Consider the following 16877-nt stretch of genomic DNA (forward strand, 5'->3'; position numbering starts at 1 on the left):
GGCGGGGTGCTGCCGGCGCTCGGTGAGACGGGTGTCCTGCTCGCCACGCCGGGCGAGCTCTATCCCGGTGTCCACGCGACGGGCACCGACCGGCCCGGCGCGGCCGCGGTGAAGGGCCGGGCCTCGATGGCGCAGGTCCTGGCCCGCGTGGTCGAAGACCGGCAGTGCCTGCCCGAGAGGGTGCCGGCGGGCACCGGCGAGGAGTACGACAAGGTCCCCGAGCCCGCGCTGGAGATCGACCACGACGACTACGGGACGCTGCTGCTGGACCGCACGATGGCGTACGAGGCGCGGGACCGGGCCCGGGCCACCGGGCTGCCGCACAACCAGGCGCGGCCCTCCTTCGCCTTCCGGATCATCGACGCGCTCACGGCGCAGCTCGCCGACCGGCTGGGGGCGGACCCCTACGGCGGCCCGAACCTGCTGGGCTCGGACGACGTGGCCCAGCTGGACAAGGAGATCGCGATGAGCCCGGCCGTGCACGCGGCGATCGACTCGCTGTGGCCCTCGCTCACCCCCGAGCGGCTCGTCGCGGACTTCCTGGCCGAGCCCGCGCACCTGCCGGCGCACGAGGCGGAGCTGATCCGGCGCGAGCCGTCGGCGCGCCCGGACTGGACCCCGGCCGACGTGCCGCTGCTGGACGAGGCGGCGGAGCTGCTCGGGGAGGACGACAGCGCGCGGCGCGCCGCCGAGGAGCGCGAGCGGCAGCGGCGCATCGCGTACGCGCAAGGGGTGCTGGACCTGTCGGAGGGTTCCCGGTCGTACGAGTTCGAGGACGAGGAGAACGAGTACCTCGCGGCGCACGACATCATCGACGCCGAGCGGATGGCCGAGCGCCAGGAGGAGGCCGACCACCGCAGCGCGGCCGAGCGGGCCGCCGCGGACCGCACCTGGGCCTTCGGGCACGTCATCGTGGACGAGGCGCAGGAGCTGTCGGAGATGGCGTGGCGGCTGCTGATGCGGCGCTGTCCGACCCGTTCCATGACGCTGGTCGGCGATCCGGCGCAGACCGCCGAGGAGGCGGGCTGCGGATCGTGGGAGCGCATCCTCGGCCCGTACGTGGGCGCGCGCTGGGAGCTGGTCCGACTGGGGGTCAACTACCGTACGCCCGCCGAGATCATGGAGGTGGCGGCCGCCGTGCTGCGGGAGCGCGATCCCGGTTTCGCCCCGCCGAGTTCGGTGCGGGCCACCGGCGTACGGCCGTGGGCGCGGGCGGCGGACGACCTGGCGGGGGCGGTCGCGGAGGCCGTGCGGCAGGAGCTGCCCGCGGAGGGGCGGCTCGCGGTGATCGCGCCGCGGGAGCTGCACGCCGCGCTGGCCGGGGAGCTGCCGGGGGTACGGGCCGGGGCGCAGCCGGATCTGACCCGGGAGGTCGTGCTCCTCGACCCGCGCCAGGCGAAGGGGCTGGAGTTCGACACCGTGATCGTGGTGGAGCCGGCCGACCTCCAGCCGAGCGACCTGTACGTGGCGCTCACCCGGGCCACTCAGGCCCTCGGGGTGGTGCACACGGCGGGCAGGCTGCCGGCGGGGCTGGAGGCGGCCGGGGAGGGACTGCTCAGGCGCTGATGACCAGGGGGGCCCGCGGGTCGGTGCGCAGCGGGGCGGCGAGTGCGACGAGGGCGTGCTCGAGTCCGTGCAGGTGGGCGAGGGCCGGTTCCGCGGGCTCGGCGGGCCGGGGCGGAACGATGAGCTCCGGGGTGCTGTCGGGGGCGGTGAGCGCCTCGACGGCGGCCTCCACCCGCCAGCAGGCGGCGGCCAGCCGGGCATCGTGCGAGGCCTGCGGGTCGGCGGCGACGGCGACCAGCCCGCGTACTTCCCGGGCGCAGTCGTCGAGCAGTGCCAGGACCTGCCGGGCCCGGGCCTTGCGGGCGCGCAGCGGGCTCAGCGGGTGGACGAGGGGCGCGAGGGCCATCCGTACGCGGCCGAGCAGCAGTTCCAGCTCGGCGGCGTGGGGGGCCGGGTCGGCGGCGGGGTTCCCCGCGAGCCGGTCGAGGGCGGCCGCGGTGGAGGCGCGGACGCAGTGCAGGGCGCGCTGGATCCAGGCGTCGTTGGCGGCGTGGGTGGTCACCGGGAGGATGATCACGACGGCCAGTGCGGCGCCGAGCGCGCCGATCGCGGTCTCCTGGAAGCGCAGGAGCAGCAGCCCGGGGTGCAGGACGCCGAGGAGTCCGTAGAGCAGTCCGGCCATGACGGTGACGAAGAACATCATCCAGGAGTAGGAGGGGGCCGCGGTGTAGAAGATCCCGAAGACGCACACGGCGACGAGTGCGGCGGTCGGCGCGGGCGCGCCGTGCAGCGGTACGGCGACCAGCAGCCCGGCGGCGATGCCCAGGACGGTGCCGAGGACGCGGCGGAAGCCCCGTACGAGGGTCTCGCCGCGGGAGGCGGTGTTCACGAAGATCCACCAGGCGGTGCCGACGGCCCAGTACCAGCGGTCCTCGGAGAGCGCCTGGCCGATGGCGAGGGCGAAGGCGCAGGCGGCGGTGGCCTGGAAGGCCTGGCGGGTGGTGGGCCGCGCGAGACCCGTACCCGGCAGTCCGGGCGGGGCGGCGGCGGGCGGGGTGCGCCGCTCGATGGGCCACAGCACGAAGCGCACGGCCCCGGAGGCGAGGAGGGCCAGCCCGACGGCGGCGTACAGCTCGGGCAGCTGTCCGGGGAGGGCGTGCAGGAACTGGGTGACGAAGAACATCATGAAGCCGAAGATGCCGAGGGCGTGGCCGCGCGGGCCCCAGCGGCGGGCGTAGACCCCGGCGAAGACGACGGCGAGGAAGGCGGCGTCCCGGGCGAGGGGCACCCCGTGCAGGGTGGTGGCCAGCGCGAGCACGGGGAATCCGGCGGCGGGCAGCAGGGCGGTGGTGGCGCGCTGGGCGCGCACGCTCGGGTCGACCACGGTGAAGAGGGCGAGCAGGGCGGCCAGTCCTCCGGTGATGGAGGCGGTCAGGGAGAGGCCGCAGAGCTCCGCGAGGGCCACGGCGGCGGCGACGCCGATCACCGCGCGGGCCGAGTTCCGCAGTCTCATACGCCCCGGGTCCGGAGCCACGAACATCCTCTTCACGGCGGTGTGCCGCCCCCCTTGCAGTGGTGCGCGCCGGCCCGGCGGCCGCCCGGGGGTGGTGGGCGGCGAACGGTTACGGCGAAGGCGCCGCGCTCCGGGTCCGGCCTCGTTGCCGTCCGGCGCTGCGCGGCGCCAGTAAGTACATGGATATGACACAGATAAGCATCTGTGGGCCCACTGGCTCAACCGCGCACCACAGCACTGGGCCATTGGTCCATCGACACGCCGTGATCCTCGGCCATGGGGGTGCCAACGGACCGGTCCGGCGGCGGTGGCCGGCGTTCCTGCCGTCCGGGCCGGCGGACACCGTGCCCGTGCCCGTCACGAATATTCGTCGCGAACCGTGGAACGGTGGTGGAATGCTCCCCGACGGGCGGCGGGCCCGGGAACGGGTGACGCTGGCATGGTGTCGGAGCGCGACGGCTTGGAGGCGCGGCTGCGCGCCGTGGAGGACGCCCTGGAGCGGATCGGTACGTCCGGCGACGAGCGGGAGACCTGCCGGGAGCTCGCCGGATTCCTGTTCCGGACGCTGTGTGACGCCGCCGCCGTGGACATGACCGGTTCGGGCGCGGTGGGCGACCGGGTGGCGGAGGCCGGTGCGGCGGACCTCCTGCGGGCACCCTCCTCCGAGTCCCCTCCCGTGCTCCGGACCCTGGAACACGGGCATCGCGTGGAGACCTGGACCGGGCGGGCCGCGGGCCGGCCCCTGTACCTGGTGTCGCTGCCGCTGGCCGGGCCGGACGGGGGCGAGGTGTACGGCAGGCTCCTCGTCGGACGGACCGGCGAGGACTTCAGCGACCACGAGACGGCGACGCTTCGGTTCGCGGCGCGGCTCGCGAGCGTCCACCTCGGGCACGCCCGGCGGCTGGCGGCCACCGAGAAGACGGCGCTCGACCTCCAGCGTGCCCTCGTGTCCGAGCCGGGCCGGCCGCACCCGAACCTGGACATCGCCAGCCGCTACCTCCCGGTCGGGGTGCGCGCCCTGGTCGGCGGGGACTGGTTCGAGACCGTCCGGCTGCACTTCGGCCGCACGCTGCTGGTGGTCGGAGACGTCATGGGGCACGGCCTGGACGCCGCGGCCGACATGAACGCCTACCGCTCCGTGCTGCGTGAGGTCGCCTCCACCGAGCTCGCCCCGCACCGGGTGCTGCGCCGCCTCGACACCCTGTCCGCCGCGGACGACCGGCGGCGGCCCGCGACCTGCCTGCTGGTACGGATCGACCCGGCCCGCGGCACGGCCGTGTACGCGAGTGCGGGGCACCTGCCGCCCGCCGTGTTCGGCGGCGACGGCACGGGCGAGCTGCTCGACGTGCCCGTGGGCCCGCCGCTGGGCACGGGCATCGGCGGCTACGAGGCCCTCGCCCGGCCGATCACCGCCGACCAGACCCTTCTGCTCTACACGGACGGCCTGGTGGAACGGCGGGGCGAGGACATCGACACCTCACTGGCCAGACTCGCGGGCCTGCGCCTGGCGCCGGGCGCACCCGTCGAGGACATCGTGACCGCGGTCTGCGACGGACTCGACGCGCAGCACGCCGAGGACGACGTCGCCGTGCTCGCCGCGCGCCTGCATCCCCGCCCATCTCAGCACGCCCGTAGGTAAGTTCCCGGCCACCTTCCGGCCACCCTACGCAAATCAGCCAATCGGGGAGGTGCCGTGCCGCCTCGGCGCGGGCTCGCGCACGGCTGGCGGGCAGGCGGCGTACAGGCCCTGGCGGCGCGGACAGCGGGTCGCCCCCCTCGGAACGACGGGTCGGGCGGGGAGCCATTTCAGGACAGCACGTCCCACGCCAACTAAGGCGACGGCTCCGCATCATGACCTGTTGTCAAGAGTCATGTGCTGAACGGATAAGATCCCGGGCTGTTGTCCAATGATCTTTCGCATTCGATCGTTTGAGGGTTCTGATGGTTCGAGAGGGATCGTCGCCCGGCAGTCCAGGGCCCACCTCACCCGTCGTATGGGCGTTGCCCGCCCTGCTGACCGCGGCGCTCGCAGCGGCCACCGTGGTGCTGGTCTCCGCACCCGCCCGCACGCCCGTGGCGTGGGTCGGTGCCGCGGCGTTCGTCGCCGTCGCGCTCGCGTGTGGTGAGGCCGCCCGGCGCGGCAAGGCGGTCGCGGCGCTGCGTGCCACGGTCGCCGTGCAGGAGGCTGCTCTGTCACGGCAGCAGACCGAGACCGTACGGCTGGCCGAGGCACTGCTGCCCGACGTCGTGGCGCGCCTGCGCAAGGGCGAGTTCCCGGAGGACGTGCTCGCCTCCCTGGAGGACGCCAGTACCTACCAGCCCGGGCTGACGCCCGCGTTCCGGGCCGCCCACCACGCGGTGCTGCGCGCGGTGCTCGACGCCGTGGTCGCGGAGGAGGACCTGCGCGACTCGGCGCAGCGGGCCTTCGTGAACATCGCCCGCCGCGTCCAGGCGATCGTGCACCAGCAGGCCCAGGAGCTGCGGGAGATGGAGGACCGGCACGGCCAGACCCCGGCCGTCTTCGGCGATCTGCTCCGGCTCGACCACGGCACCGCGCTCATCGGCCGGCTCGCCGACTCCATCGCCGTGCTCGGCGGCGCGCGGCCCGGCCGCCAGTGGAACAAGGCCGTGCCGCTGTACAGCGTGCTGCGCGGTGCCATGTCCCGGATCATCGACTACCAGCGCGTCGAACTGCACTCCGTCTCGCAGGTCGCCGTCGTGGGCCCGGCGGTCGAGCCGCTCATCCACGCGCTGGCGGAGCTGCTGGACAACGCCACCCGCTACTCCCCGCCGCAGACCAAGGTGCACCTGACCGCCGTCGACGTGAACTCGGGCATCGCGATCGAGATCGAGGACGGCGGCCTGAGCATGAGCGAGGAGGCCCGCAAGCGGGCCGAGCGCATGCTGCGCCAGGCGCAGGAGGGCATCGACCTCACCGACCTGGGAGAGACCCCGCGACTGGGCCTCGCCGTGGTCGGCCGGCTCGCGCAGGCGTACGACTTCCGGGTGTCGCTGCGCTCCTCGGCGTACGGCGGGGTACGGGCCGTCCTCGTCGTCCCGCAGGGCCTGATCACCACCGTGTCGACCGCGACCGGTGTCGCCCACGGCATCGGCACCTCCTCGGGGCCCCGCGCGGCCCTCGCGCCGGCGGCGCAGCCCGCGCAGTCCGCGCCCGTGCAGCCCGCGCCCGTGCAGCCGCCCCGGTCGGCCACGGGCCCGCGGATTCCGGCGGAGATGGACGAGGTTCCCGTCGTGACCGAGCGGACCGTGAACGGGCTGCCGCAGCGCCGCCGCAAGGCGCGCGCCACGGCTGCCGAAGAGCCCGCCGCCGCACTGCAGACCACTGCCGAGGTCCCGGACCGGACCGAAGCACAGCCCGGGATGTGGCTGGCCGCCTTCCAGAGCGGCCTGTCCGGGGACAGCCGGACCGACGGGAGCCACATCGCGGACAGCCAGACACCAGACGCCTCGCCGGCCTCGGCGAGCAAGGGGGAACAGCCATGAGTCAGCTGCAGACCAATATGGACTGGATGCTCAAGGACCTGGCCGAGAGCGTTCCGCAGACCCGGCACGTCATCGTGCTCTCCGCCGACGGCCTGCGGATGGCCCAGTACGGTGCGGAGACCGACACGGCCGACCGGCTCGCCGCCGCCTGCGCCGGACTGCAGAGCCTGGCCGGCGCGGTCGCCTCCGAACTGCCCAACAGCAAGGGCCGGATGAGGCTGGTCGTGATCGAGATGGACGGCGGGTTCTTCTACCTGATGGCAGCGGGCGCCGGTGCCTATCTGGCGGTTCTGGCCGACGAGGGCGTCGACGCGGGGCTGATGGGCCAGCGCATGCGCGACCTCGTGGCACGGATCGGAGAGCACCTCAGCAGCCCGCCGCGCAGCGACAGGCAGACCGCGTGAGAGACCCGGGCAACACCTGGGAGGACGGCAGCCCCGAGCGGCTGTACGTCATCACGGGCGGTCGCAGCGCACCGTTAGTTCCCAGCGGCCTCGACCTGGTCACACTGATCGTCGCCAAGTCGGGGCCCAAGCCCGGTATGCAGCCGGAGCACGCGGCGATCATGCGGCTGTGCCAGGCGCCCCTCTCGGTGGCCGAGATCTCCGCGTACATCGGCCTGCCGGTGAGCGTGGTCACCGTCCTGATCGACGACCTGCTCACCGCGGGCAAGGTGCTCTCCCGCGCACCCGTGGCCCGCGCCCAACTCCCCGACCTGGCATTGATTGAGGCAGTGATCGATGGACTTCGAAAGCTCTGAGGCGTCGCCCGCCGGGCCGCGGCGCGAGGACGTACTGCCGGCCACGGCCGCCGCCGCGGTCAAGGTGGTGATCGTGGGCGGGTTCGGGGTCGGCAAGACGACCCTGGTCGGCGCGGTGAGCGAGATCCGGCCCCTGACCACCGAGGAGACGATGACCCAGGCCGGGGTCGGCGTCGACGACACGGCGGGCGTGGAGCGCAAGACGTCCACCACCGTGGCCATGGACTTCGGCCGGATCAGCATCAACGAGGAACTGGTGCTGTACCTCTTCGGCACCCCCGGCCAGCAGCGCTTCTGGTTCCTCTGGCGCGGCCTGTTCGAGGGCGCGCTGGGAGCGGTGGTCCTGGTCGACACCCGCCGGCTGGAGGTCAGCTTCGATGTGATCGGCCGGCTGGAGGAGCGCGGGGTGCCCTTCGTGGTCGCCGTCAACTCCTTCCCCGACGCTCCCCAGTACCCGGTCGAGGAGCTGCGCAGCGCCCTCGACCTGCCCGCGGCCGTGCCGCTGGTGCTCTGCGACGCCCGGCGCCGCGACTCCAGCCGTGACGTCCTGATGACGCTGATGCGCTATCTGCACTCCCTCGCCGTGACCCCGGAGGCATCGTGACCACTTCCCCCTCCCCCGCCGCTTCCACTCCGCCGCCGGGCTGCCCCGCGCACCGGCTGTACGGCCCGGAGGCCGAGGCAGACCCGATGGGCCTGTACGAGAAGCTGCGCGCCGAACACGGCGCGGTGGCCCCCGTCCTGGTCCAGGGCGACCTGCCGGCCTGGCTGGTGCTCGGCCACCGCGAGAACCTGGACGTGGCCCGTACTCCGTCGCGGTTCTCCCGGGATTCCCGCCGCTGGCGCGACATGCAGGAGGGGAACGTCCCGGCCGACCATCCGCTGACGCCGGTGGCCGCCTGGCAGCCGGTGTGCAACTTCCAGGACGGCGTGGAGCACGAGCGGCTGCGCGGCGCGGTCACCGAGTCGTTGGAGCGCTTCGACCGGCGTGGCGTCCGCCGCTACGTGACCCGCTTCGCCGACCAGCTGATCGACTCGTTCGCCGAATCGGGACGCGCCGATCTGGTGCGTGACTTCGCCACGCCGCTGCCGATGCTGGTGATGACCCAGCTGGTCGGCATGCCGGACTCCTACGGTCCGCGCCTCGTCGAGGCCGCCCGCGACATGCTCAGGGGCACCGAGACGGCCGTCGCCAGCAACGCGTACATCACGGAGGCGCTGACCCAGCTGGTGAACCGCAAGCGGGTGGTTCCCGGGCGGGACTTCACCTCGTGGCTGCTGGAACACTCCACGTCGCTCTCCGACGCGGAGATCATCGAACACCTGCGGCTGGTGTTGATCGCGGCCTTCGAGACGACGGCCAACCTGATCGCCAACACGCTGAGGATGGTGCTCACCGACGGCCGCTTCCGCGCGAACCTCTCCGGCGGCCACATGACCCTGCCCGACGCCCTGGAGCAGGTGCTGTGGGACGAGCCTCCGCTCACCACCATTCTGGGCCGCTGGGCCACCGGCGACACGGAGCTCGGCGGCCAGCGGATCAAGGCCGGCGACATGTTGCTGCTCGGCCTCGCCGCGGGCAACGCGGACCCGGAGATCCGTCCCGACCTCTCCGCACCGGTGCACGGGAACCGTTCGCACCTGGCCTTCAGCGGCGGTCCTCACGAGTGCCCCGGTCAGGACATCGGGCGGGCCATCGCGGACACCGGCATCGACACCCTGCTGGCGCGCCTGCCCGACCTGGAACTGGGCTTCGCAGAGGACGACTTGAGGTGGACCTCCTCGCTCATGTCCCGCCACCTGGTGGCACTCCCCGTGAGGTTCACCCCGCGCGGCGCCACGGTCACGGGCACCACCCCCGTACCGCCGGAGGCGGCCGCGCCGCCGGCCGCCCCGCGGTTCGAGGAGCGGCCGCCGGCCCGGGCACCGTGGTGGGCGCGGCTGCTGCGACGCCGCTGATCAGTCGTCGAGCTGCTGCCACCACCAGGCGATGGCCGGGATCGGCAGCGGCTCACGACTCGGGTCGCTGGGCGTGTCCCGCCAGGTGATCTCGTACGACGCACCCTCGACGGGGAGTTCGTTGCGGTTGCGGGGGCTGGCGTAACGAGGTGCGAGGTTCTGCCACTCGATGCAGCCCGACACGTAGTGGCCGAGCGAGTCGAGATAGCGGCGGAGCGGCTCGTCGGCGTCCCTGGCGAGCTGCTCGCGCAGCCGCACGAAGAGAGTCATCGCACGGTCCCGGAGGGCCACGGCCGGGACCAGCGCCTCGCGCGGAGTGCATCCGTGGTGCCGGGCGACGACGTTGAGCAGATTCTGCTCCCAGGGGTCCTGGTGGTCCTCCTTGTTGTACGAGTACAGGTCGTTGTCGCAGGAGACGATGAAGCCCGCGGCATCGGTGAGGGCCTGTACGGACGGCGAGTACAGGACCTCGGCCGGCACGCGGATGCCGTTGGCCGCATCGCACCATGTGAGGGTGAAGCGCGTGCCGTTGACCGACATCCGCATCGCCGCGAAGTCGTTGAGGGACGGCATGACCCCGCGCTCGGCATTGGAGGTCTGCCAGCCGGCCCCGAACAGCCAGTCCCGGGTTCCCTCGGTGAACCTGCGCAGCTGGAAGGGTGTGAGCATGGCGCGGGTGCGCGTCACCAGGTCATCGAGGGCATGGGTGAGCGGGCCCCTCGGGAGCAGCCCGGAACCGGGGGCCTCGATGGAGCGGACCAGTCGCATGCTGTGGTCGGCGATGTCCGCGGTGCGGGTGGCCGTGGAACCGGAGTCCTGCCAGTCGTCGACCGCGTTGGCCCAGTAGTTCCACTCGATGAACAGCAGTACCGGCTCCACGTCGCCGTACGGGATGATCCGGCTGGTGAAGTCGGCGCTGTGGGTGGCCAGGCCCCAGGCGCGCTCGGTGGCGTCGGGGTAGACGCCGAACGCGTCGATCCACGCGGTCGCCCGCTCTTCGAGCTCGGCGGCCTTGGGATGTATCAGCTTCTCGTTGAACGGGCAGTAGAACGGCGGCAGCTGCCAGCCGATGCGCGAGGGGCGGCTGCCCTTGCCGTACACGGGCGGCATCGTCAGTTTCCCCCGCCCAGCCGGAAGAGCAGCAGACGGGTCTCCAGCGCGTGGTCGCGCCAGATGCGGAACAGCTTGCCGTGCGTGATGGTGGACTCGCGGAGCCGCTCGCGGGACCAGACGGAGGGCGTCCCGGTGTCCTCGATCCGGTCGAGCTCGGCGGTGTTCCAGGCCATGGACTGGACCCAGAACTCGGCGACCCGGTCGGTGAGGTCCTCGTCCTGCTCCAGCTCGAACCCGGCGGCCTCCGCGGCCGCGATGTACTCGGTGAGGGTGCCCAGGCGGGTCTTGTAGTAACCGTCGATGAACTCGGTCCACTCGGGGCGGCGGACGAAGTGCTCCTGTATCCCGAACCAGCCGCCCGGCTTCAGGGCTTTGGCGACCACCTCGAAGAGCCGTGCGCGGTCCATGTAACCGGAGCTCTCGTTGGCGTAGGCGGCGTCGTATCTTCGCTCGGCGGCGAACTCGTGGACGTCGGCGAGCAGCGGTGTCACCCGGTCCGCGACCCCGGCCTGGCGTGCGAACTGCTCGATGAGCGGCACGTGTTCCGCCGCGACGGTGAGGCCGGTGACGGTCGCACCGTGTTCCTGCGCCCAGTAGAGCGAGCCGCCGCCGACCCCGCAGCCGATGTCGAGGAGGCTGCCGGGCGGGGTGGCGTACGCGCCCCAGGACCGGGCCGCGTGGTCGACTATCGCCTCCTGGGACTCGATGATGCGGCACTTGAGCACGCGCTGGGAGACCGTGGTGTTCGGTGTCGCGCCGGGAGCGAAGAGCCCCATGTGGAAGTGGACCCGCGGCCCCGGGCCGTATTTGTGGAGGATGTCAGCCGTCTTGCGGCTGTAGTAGAGAGGAACTTGACTCTCGTCGAAAGCCTGGCCACCAGGGTGGGGCTGGATGACAAGGTTGCTGTCCATCGGTTCTCCGGTCCTGCGGTCACGTGGGGGTGTTGATCGGCCGCCCCACTCTGCCCATCTGTGATCGATAAAACGCTGTGATCACACAGGCATTGAGCATAGTGACACATGAAATGGCGCGAATTCCGGCCAAGTTGGTTGTTCTTGTTGGCTCTTCAGACCGTTTCGCCGCTGTGCTCCGTCGGTACGCACAGCACCGGGACCGGCGAGAGGTGCAGGAGCTTGTGCGGGGTGGAGCCCAGCAGGGCGCCGCGGATCGGGCTGTCGCCCCAGGTGCCGACGATGATGACGCGGGCGTCGTGCCGCCGGGCGGCGTCGAGCAGGGCCTGCGCGGGCTTGTCGTCGACCACCTCCACCGTCGAGGGCACACCCGCCTCGTCGGCGGCGTCCACGGCGCGCGCCAGGGCGCTTCGCCCCGCCTGCCGGACGGCTTCCCGGTGCGCCCGGTACTCCTCGCCGGCGGCGCCGGGCGCGGCGGCCCCGTAGACGAGGACGAGGGGCTCCCCGAAGGCGGTGGCGACCTCCAGCGCCACGCGCAGCGCCCGCTCCGCGCCGGGCGACTCGTCGTATCCGAGGACGACGGACATGGGGACTCCTCAGCTCTTCCGGCCGCGGACCAGGTCCGGATCTGCCACTCCGCGGCGCTCCTGCCAGAACGTGCCGTCCCGCAGCCGCCAGTAGCACATGACGAGGACGCCGACGACGGCGATCGCGATGCCGATGACCAGGGGCGGGCCGAGCCCGAACCAGGAGACGCCGCCCGCCGAGTTCTCCGGGTCCGACATGTCGACGACCGACTCCACCAGCAGCCAGCCGAGCAGACCGGCGCCGAGCACCGGGCCGAGGCCGATGAGCAGGAAGTTGTGCGCGTTCTCCAGCAGGTGGCGCCGGTAGTAGACGGCGCAGGCCAGCCCCGTGAGCGCGTAGTAGAAGGCGATGAGCAGGGAGAGCGCGGTCAGCGAGTCCAGGAGTGCGTTCTCGCTGATCTGGTTGACGACGAGGTACCAGCCGATCGCGATGCCCGCCACCCACCACGTGCTCACGTCCGGGGTCCGGAACCGCGGGTGGATGTGCGCGAGCCCGTGCGGCAGCGCGTGGCGGCGGGCCATGGACAGGGCGGTGCGGGAGGCGGGGATGATCGTGGTCTGGGTGGAGGCGAGGGCCGAGGTGCAGACCGCGAGGAGGACCACCCAGTCCCAGCCGCCCATGACCTCGTGGGCCAGTACGGCGAAGACGGCCTCCTCCTCGGCGGCGTTCTCGGCGAGGAAGGCGGTGCCCGCGTAGCCGACGACGGCGAAGCCCACCGACAGGTAGGTCACCAGCAGGACGACCGTCGACCAGATGCCGGCCTTGCCGGGCGCCGTGGCCGAGTCCTGGACCTCCTCGGTGAGGTTGACCGCGGACTCCCAGCCCCAGTAGATGAACACCCCGAGCAGCAGTCCGCCGGTCAGCGCCGCACCGCCGGCGCCGAAGGGGTTGAGCCAGGTGACGGACGGCTCGATCGCGTCGAGGGTGCTGGTGCCGGCGTAGATCCGGTAGATGGCCACCACCGCGAAGGCCAGGAGGAAGAAGACCTGGGCGAGGATGAGGACGTCCTGGAAGTGGGCCGACAGCTCGGTGCCGATGACGCAGACGGCGGTCATGGCCACGATCACGGTGACGGTGAGGGTCTGGCGGACCACGTCGTGGGCGGCCCAGTCGTCGAGTCCGGCGGCGAGCAGGCCGAAGGTGACGGCGACGTCCGCCAGCGAGCCGATGACCAGGACGCCGGTCATGGCGATGGCCCAGCCGCCGAGCCAGCCCGCCCAGGGGCCCATGGCCCGGGTGACCCACGAGAAGGTCGTGCCGCAGTCCTGGTCGACCTTGTTGAGGTAGTAGAAGGCGGCGGCGATCAGCAGCATCGGGACGAAGGAGGCCAGCATCACGCCCGGCGCGTAGATCCCGACGAGGGCCACGATCGGCCCGAGCACGGCGGCCAGGGAGTAAGCGGGCGAGGTGGAGTTCAGGCCGATGACCAGCGCGTCGAGGAATCCGATCGCGTTGGCCTTGAGCCCCGGCTCCGGGGCGGCGGCCTGCGGGCCGTCCCGGCCCGCGCTGTCTTCGGCCATGTACGCATCCTCGCCCGCGGGCGGGGACCGCGCGAGGCGGGAGACTCCCACCGAGCTAGGGGCGGGTGTTCCAGCCCGCGATCACGGGGAGGCCGTGCTCCGTGGAGAGCACGCTGACCGTGCCGGTGCGCAGCAGGAAGAGCCGGCCCTCCGCCGGATCCAGGCCCAGGTAGCGGGCGGTGAGGACGCGCAGGAAGTGGCCGTGGGCGACGATGACGACATTGCCGCCGTGTCCGCCGTCCGCGCGGAGCACCGGGGCGACCCGGGCCAGGGCGCGGTCCGCGCGGGCGCCGACCTGGGCGGCGCTCTCGCCGGGGTGCTCCGCGTCGCCCGGAGGCACCCCGTGGGTCCACAGGGACCAGTCGGGGGTGGTCCGCTGGATCTGCGCGGTGGTGACGCCCTCGTAGCCGCCGTAGTCCCACTCGTACAGGTCCGGGTCGGCGACTCCGCCGGTGAGCCCCGCGAGCTCCGCCGTCGCGACGGCCCGGCGCAGCGGGCTGGTCAGGACCAGCGCCGGACGGCGGTCCCGGAAGAAGGGGGCCAGCGAGACGGCCTCCTCGACCCCGCGGGCGGTCAGCGGGACGTCGGTGCGCCCGGTGTGCCGCCCGTCGGCGCTCCACGCCGTCTCGCCGTGCCTCACCAGCAGCAGGTCGCTCATCCTCCGGACCCTAGCCTCCTGCGTGTCCGGCGCCGGAGGACTCCGCGCGCGTGTCCCTGCCCGGCCTCATGAAGGTGCGCGCGCCCGGCTGCCGCCGGACGAACCGGGCCATTGGTACAGTCGCGGCATGGCGGTGGACGAGCTGGACACGAGGATCCTGCGCCTGCTGATCGAGCAGCCGCGCACCAGCGTCCGCGAGTACGCCCGCATCCTCGGCGTCGCCCGCGGCACGCTGCAGGCCCGGCTGGACCGGCTGGAGCGCACCGGGGTGATCACCGGGACGGGGCCCTCGCTCTCCCCCGCCGCCCTGGGGCATCCGGTGCTGGCCTTCGTGCACATCGAGGTGACCCAGGGGCACCTGGACGACGTGGGCGAGGCGCTGGCGGCCGTTCCCGAGATCATCGAGGCCTTCTCGATCACCGGCGGCGGGGACCTGCTCACCCGCGTGGCGGCCCGGGACAACGCGCACCTGGAGGACGTGATCCAGCGGCTGATCCAGCTGCCGGGGGTGGTCCGCACCCGCACCGAGGTGGCGTTGCGCGAGCGGGTCGCGCACCGGTTGCTGCCGCTCGTCGAATCCGTGGGACGGGCCGCTCGCAAAAGCTGACAGGATGGCCAGGACAGGACACGACCGGCAGGACGGGCACAGCGGATGATTTCCGTCATATTCGATCTCGACGGCACCCTCGTGGACAGCGAGCCGAACTACTTCGAGTCGGGGCGCCGCACCCTGGAGCGGCACGGGGTCCCCGCGTTCACCTGGGAACAGCACTCCCGCTTCATCGGCATCGGCACGTTGGAGACGCTGGAGATCCTCAAGGAGCGGTACGCGATCCAGGCACCGGTGGAGCAGCTGCTCGCCGAACAGAACGCCTCCTACCTGGAGCTGGCCCGCACCGGGACGGAAGTCTTCCCGCAGATGCGCAAGTTCGTGGAGCGGCTGCACGCCGAGGGGGCGGCGATGGCGGTGGCCTCCGGTTCCTCGCGCGAGGCGATCGACGCGGTGCTGTCCGGTACCGGTCTGGACGCCCTGCTGACGACGGCGGTCTCCGCCGAGGAGGTCGCGCACGGCAAGCCCGCCCCCGACGTGTTCCTGGAGGCGGCCCGCCGGCTGGGCGCCGAGCCCGCCGACTGCGTGGTCGTCGAGGACGCGGCGCCGGGAGCCCTGGCCGTCCGCGCGGCCGGGATGGCGTGCGTGGCGATCCCGTACGTGGCGGAGACCGCACACGACGCCGCCTTCGCGGAGGCCGGGCTGCTCTTTCCGGGCGGGCAGCGGGAGTTCACCGCGGACGCGGCGTACGACTGGCTGGCCGCGCGCGCCGCGGCCTGACTCCGCCGGGGCAGCGGAGCGCCGTTCACCGAAGGGCGGTGCGGCCCTCTGGTACACGGCCCTCCGGTACACGGGCCTCTGGTGTCCCGGGACAGTGGCTGCCACGATGCCTGCGTGACCGCCACCACGCTGCCCCGGGGCGCCGGGAGCGGGCCGCGCCAGTGGCCCCTGCTCGGGAATCTGCCCGCCTTCGCCCGCGACCCACTGGCCTTCTTCGAGTCGCTGCGCGACGACTACGGGGACTGGGTGCCGTGGACCCTCGGGCCGAAGCGCAACGTCCTGATCTCGCGTCCCGAGCACGCCGGCGAGCTGCTCGGGGCCGTGGAGGGCACCTTCAAGCCGATGGAACTGGGCTGGGCCTTCCACCAGTTGCTGGGCGACGGGGTCGTCGTGGCCACCGGGGACGACTGGCGGCGCAAGCGCGCCCTGGTCCAGCCGGCCGTGCGGCCGCGCCAAGTGCGCTCGTACGCCGCCACGATGGTGGAGTGCGCGGACGCGCTGTCCCGGAGCTGGCGCGAGGGCGACCGGATCGACGTGCACCGGGAGATGGCCGGGCTCACCCAGCGGATCGCGGTGCGCACGCTGTTCGGGAGCGACGCCGCCGGCCGGGAGGCGCCCATCAGCGCGGCCATGGCCACGGCCCAGCGGGAGCTGGGGGCCGAGTTCCGGGGCGTGACGCTGTTCCTGCCGCCGTGGGTGCGGACGCCGGGCCGGCGCCGGATGCGGGAGGCGGTGGCCGTCCTGGACCGGGAGATCGAGCACGTCATACGGGAGCACGAGGCGGCCTCGGCGGCCGGGGCAGAGCGGGACGACCTGCTGAGCCGGCTGCTCGCGGCCCGCGACGAACAGGGCGCGCCGCTGTCCCGCAAGGAGCTGCGGGACGAGTCGATCACCCTCTACATCGGCGGCCACGAGACCACCTCGACCACCCTGACCTGGGCCTGGCAGCTGCTGTCCGGGGCGCCCGAGGCGCGGGCCCGGCTGACCGGGGAGCTGGACCGGGTGCTCGGCGGGCGGCTGCCGACGTACGACGACTACGCGCGGCTCACCTGGACCCAGCAGGTGGTCAAGGAGTCGCTGCGGATCTATCCGCCGATCTGGCTGATCTCGGCGGTGGCCCAGGAGGGCGCGAGCATCGGCGGGCGGCCGGTACCCGCCGGGACCGGGGTGTGGACCAGCCCGTGGTCGATGCACCGGGACAAGCGCTGGTTCCCCGATCCGGAGGCCTTCCGGCCCGAGCGGTGGGATGCGGACGCCGCGCATCCGGCGCCCGAGCACGCCTGGATCCCTTTCGGCGGCGGCCCGCGGGCCTGTCTGGGCGCACGGTTCGCGCTGGTGGAGGCGGCGCTCGTGCTGGCCGTGCTGGCGCAGCGGTTCCACCTGGACAGCGGGAGCGAGCGGGCCGGCGTCTTCCCGGGGCTCACCCTGCAGCCGTCCGGACCGGTGCGGGCGACGCTGCGCCCGGCCCGGGGCCCTGCCGGGGAAGATCCGGCCGCGCCCGACAGTTAGTAGAAC

Annotated in this window: 16 protein-coding genes; 10 read left to right on the forward strand and 6 right to left on the reverse strand. The window is 73.0% G+C overall.

Annotated features, from left to right (window positions below; translation table 11 throughout):
* Positions 1 to 1119: 1119 nt before the first annotated feature.
* A complete protein-coding gene (locus tag ACIPUC_RS10230; RefSeq protein ID WP_446588918.1) occupies positions 1120 to 1566 on the forward strand; it encodes an ATP-binding domain-containing protein in 447 nt (148 codons plus the stop codon).
* Here ACIPUC_RS10230 and ACIPUC_RS10235 read toward each other — a convergent pair.
* On the reverse strand, positions 1556 to 3046 hold the full coding sequence (locus tag ACIPUC_RS10235) for an FUSC family protein (RefSeq protein ID WP_446588920.1): 1491 nt from the start codon (positions 3044 to 3046) through the stop codon (positions 1556 to 1558). The two genes, ACIPUC_RS10230 and ACIPUC_RS10235, sit on opposite strands and share 11 nt — an antisense overlap.
* Positions 3047 to 3458: 412 nt before the next feature.
* On the opposite strand from ACIPUC_RS10235, the gene ACIPUC_RS10240 reads away from it, so the two are divergent.
* The 6 genes from ACIPUC_RS10240 (at position 3459) to ACIPUC_RS10265 (ending at position 9242) form a co-directional block, all read left to right on the forward strand.
* Complete coding sequence (locus ACIPUC_RS10240; RefSeq protein ID WP_446588327.1) at positions 3459 to 4658, forward strand: PP2C family protein-serine/threonine phosphatase; 1200 nt, start codon at positions 3459 to 3461, stop codon at positions 4656 to 4658.
* Between the two features lie 302 nt (positions 4659 to 4960).
* Positions 4961 to 6523, forward strand: coding sequence for a sensor histidine kinase (locus ACIPUC_RS10245; protein ID WP_446588329.1), 1563 nt, complete (start codon positions 4961 to 4963; stop codon positions 6521 to 6523).
* Positions 6520 to 6927 (forward strand): roadblock/LC7 domain-containing protein, encoded by a 408-nt coding sequence (locus ACIPUC_RS10250; RefSeq protein ID WP_446588331.1) that lies wholly within the window; start codon positions 6520 to 6522, stop codon positions 6925 to 6927. The genes ACIPUC_RS10245 and ACIPUC_RS10250 overlap by 4 nt, the downstream gene beginning before the upstream one ends.
* On the forward strand, positions 6924 to 7283 hold the full coding sequence (locus tag ACIPUC_RS10255; RefSeq protein ID WP_446588333.1) for a DUF742 domain-containing protein: 360 nt from the start codon (positions 6924 to 6926) through the stop codon (positions 7281 to 7283). Before ACIPUC_RS10250 ends, ACIPUC_RS10255 begins: the two co-directional genes overlap by 4 nt.
* Positions 7264 to 7887, forward strand: a complete 624-nt coding sequence (locus tag ACIPUC_RS10260) for a GTP-binding protein (RefSeq protein WP_362298403.1) — start codon at positions 7264 to 7266, stop codon at positions 7885 to 7887. The genes ACIPUC_RS10255 and ACIPUC_RS10260 overlap by 20 nt, the downstream gene beginning before the upstream one ends.
* Positions 7884 to 9242 carry a cytochrome P450 gene (locus tag ACIPUC_RS10265; RefSeq protein WP_446588335.1) on the forward strand — a complete coding sequence of 453 codons (1359 nt, stop codon included), beginning with the start codon at positions 7884 to 7886 and terminating at the stop codon, positions 9240 to 9242. Before ACIPUC_RS10260 ends, ACIPUC_RS10265 begins: the two co-directional genes overlap by 4 nt.
* On the opposite strand, the gene ACIPUC_RS10270 is transcribed toward ACIPUC_RS10265, so the two are convergent.
* From ACIPUC_RS10270 to ACIPUC_RS10290, 5 genes are all read right to left on the reverse strand, one after another.
* Positions 9243 to 10352 carry a terpene synthase family protein gene (locus ACIPUC_RS10270; RefSeq protein WP_446588337.1) on the reverse strand — a complete coding sequence of 370 codons (1110 nt, stop codon included), beginning with the start codon at positions 10350 to 10352 and terminating at the stop codon, positions 9243 to 9245.
* Between the two features lie 2 nt (positions 10353 to 10354).
* Positions 10355 to 11266, reverse strand: coding sequence for a methyltransferase domain-containing protein (locus tag ACIPUC_RS10275; RefSeq protein WP_446588339.1), 912 nt, complete (start codon positions 11264 to 11266; stop codon positions 10355 to 10357).
* 155 nt (positions 11267 to 11421) lie between these two features.
* Positions 11422 to 11853, reverse strand: coding sequence for a universal stress protein (locus ACIPUC_RS10280; protein WP_446588341.1), 432 nt, complete (start codon positions 11851 to 11853; stop codon positions 11422 to 11424).
* Positions 11854 to 11862: 9 nt separating this feature from the next.
* Positions 11863 to 13374 (reverse strand): APC family permease, encoded by a 1512-nt coding sequence (locus ACIPUC_RS10285; protein ID WP_446588343.1) that lies wholly within the window; start codon positions 13372 to 13374, stop codon positions 11863 to 11865.
* A gap of 55 nt (positions 13375 to 13429) precedes the next feature.
* On the reverse strand, positions 13430 to 14032 hold the full coding sequence (locus ACIPUC_RS10290) for a histidine phosphatase family protein (RefSeq protein WP_446588345.1): 603 nt from the start codon (positions 14030 to 14032) through the stop codon (positions 13430 to 13432).
* A 127-nt stretch (positions 14033 to 14159) separates the two neighbouring features.
* Between ACIPUC_RS10290 and ACIPUC_RS10295 the strand changes: the two genes are divergently transcribed.
* The 3 genes from ACIPUC_RS10295 to ACIPUC_RS10305 all read left to right on the forward strand — a co-directional run bounded on the left by ACIPUC_RS10295 (position 14160) and on the right by ACIPUC_RS10305 (position 16871).
* Positions 14160 to 14639, forward strand: a complete 480-nt coding sequence (locus ACIPUC_RS10295) for an Lrp/AsnC family transcriptional regulator (RefSeq protein WP_446588347.1) — start codon at positions 14160 to 14162, stop codon at positions 14637 to 14639.
* 45 nt (positions 14640 to 14684) lie between these two features.
* Positions 14685 to 15362 (forward strand): HAD family hydrolase, encoded by a 678-nt coding sequence (locus tag ACIPUC_RS10300; protein WP_446588349.1) that lies wholly within the window; start codon positions 14685 to 14687, stop codon positions 15360 to 15362.
* A 114-nt stretch (positions 15363 to 15476) separates the two neighbouring features.
* Entirely contained in the window at positions 15477 to 16871 is a 1395-nt protein-coding gene (locus tag ACIPUC_RS10305) for a cytochrome P450 (protein ID WP_446588351.1), read from the forward strand.
* Positions 16872 to 16877: the final 6 nt, after the last annotated feature.

It is taken from the genome of Streptomyces sp. LARHCF249 (assembly GCF_052871255.1).

Excerpts from the sequence above, each read along its gene's own strand:
- ACIPUC_RS10230 (WP_446588918.1), top strand. The coding sequence starts at position 1,120 with ATGGAGGTGGCGGCCGCCGTGCTGCGGGAGCGCGATCCCGGTTTCGCC.
- ACIPUC_RS10235 (WP_446588920.1), bottom strand. The coding sequence starts at position 3,046 with ATGTTCGTGGCTCCGGACCCGGGGCGTATGAGACTGCGGAACTCGGCC.
- ACIPUC_RS10240 (WP_446588327.1), top strand. The coding sequence starts at position 3,459 with ATGGTGTCGGAGCGCGACGGCTTGGAGGCGCGGCTGCGCGCCGTGGAG.
- ACIPUC_RS10245 (WP_446588329.1), top strand. The coding sequence starts at position 4,961 with ATGGTTCGAGAGGGATCGTCGCCCGGCAGTCCAGGGCCCACCTCACCC.
- ACIPUC_RS10250 (WP_446588331.1), top strand. The coding sequence starts at position 6,520 with ATGAGTCAGCTGCAGACCAATATGGACTGGATGCTCAAGGACCTGGCC.
- ACIPUC_RS10260 (WP_362298403.1), top strand. The coding sequence starts at position 7,264 with ATGGACTTCGAAAGCTCTGAGGCGTCGCCCGCCGGGCCGCGGCGCGAG.
- ACIPUC_RS10270 (WP_446588337.1), bottom strand. The coding sequence starts at position 10,352 with ATGCCGCCCGTGTACGGCAAGGGCAGCCGCCCCTCGCGCATCGGCTGG.
- ACIPUC_RS10275 (WP_446588339.1), bottom strand. The coding sequence starts at position 11,266 with ATGGACAGCAACCTTGTCATCCAGCCCCACCCTGGTGGCCAGGCTTTC.
- ACIPUC_RS10280 (WP_446588341.1), bottom strand. The coding sequence starts at position 11,853 with ATGTCCGTCGTCCTCGGATACGACGAGTCGCCCGGCGCGGAGCGGGCG.
- ACIPUC_RS10285 (WP_446588343.1), bottom strand. The coding sequence starts at position 13,374 with ATGGCCGAAGACAGCGCGGGCCGGGACGGCCCGCAGGCCGCCGCCCCG.
- ACIPUC_RS10290 (WP_446588345.1), bottom strand. The coding sequence starts at position 14,032 with ATGAGCGACCTGCTGCTGGTGAGGCACGGCGAGACGGCGTGGAGCGCC.
- ACIPUC_RS10295 (WP_446588347.1), top strand. The coding sequence starts at position 14,160 with ATGGCGGTGGACGAGCTGGACACGAGGATCCTGCGCCTGCTGATCGAG.
- ACIPUC_RS10300 (WP_446588349.1), top strand. The coding sequence starts at position 14,685 with ATGATTTCCGTCATATTCGATCTCGACGGCACCCTCGTGGACAGCGAG.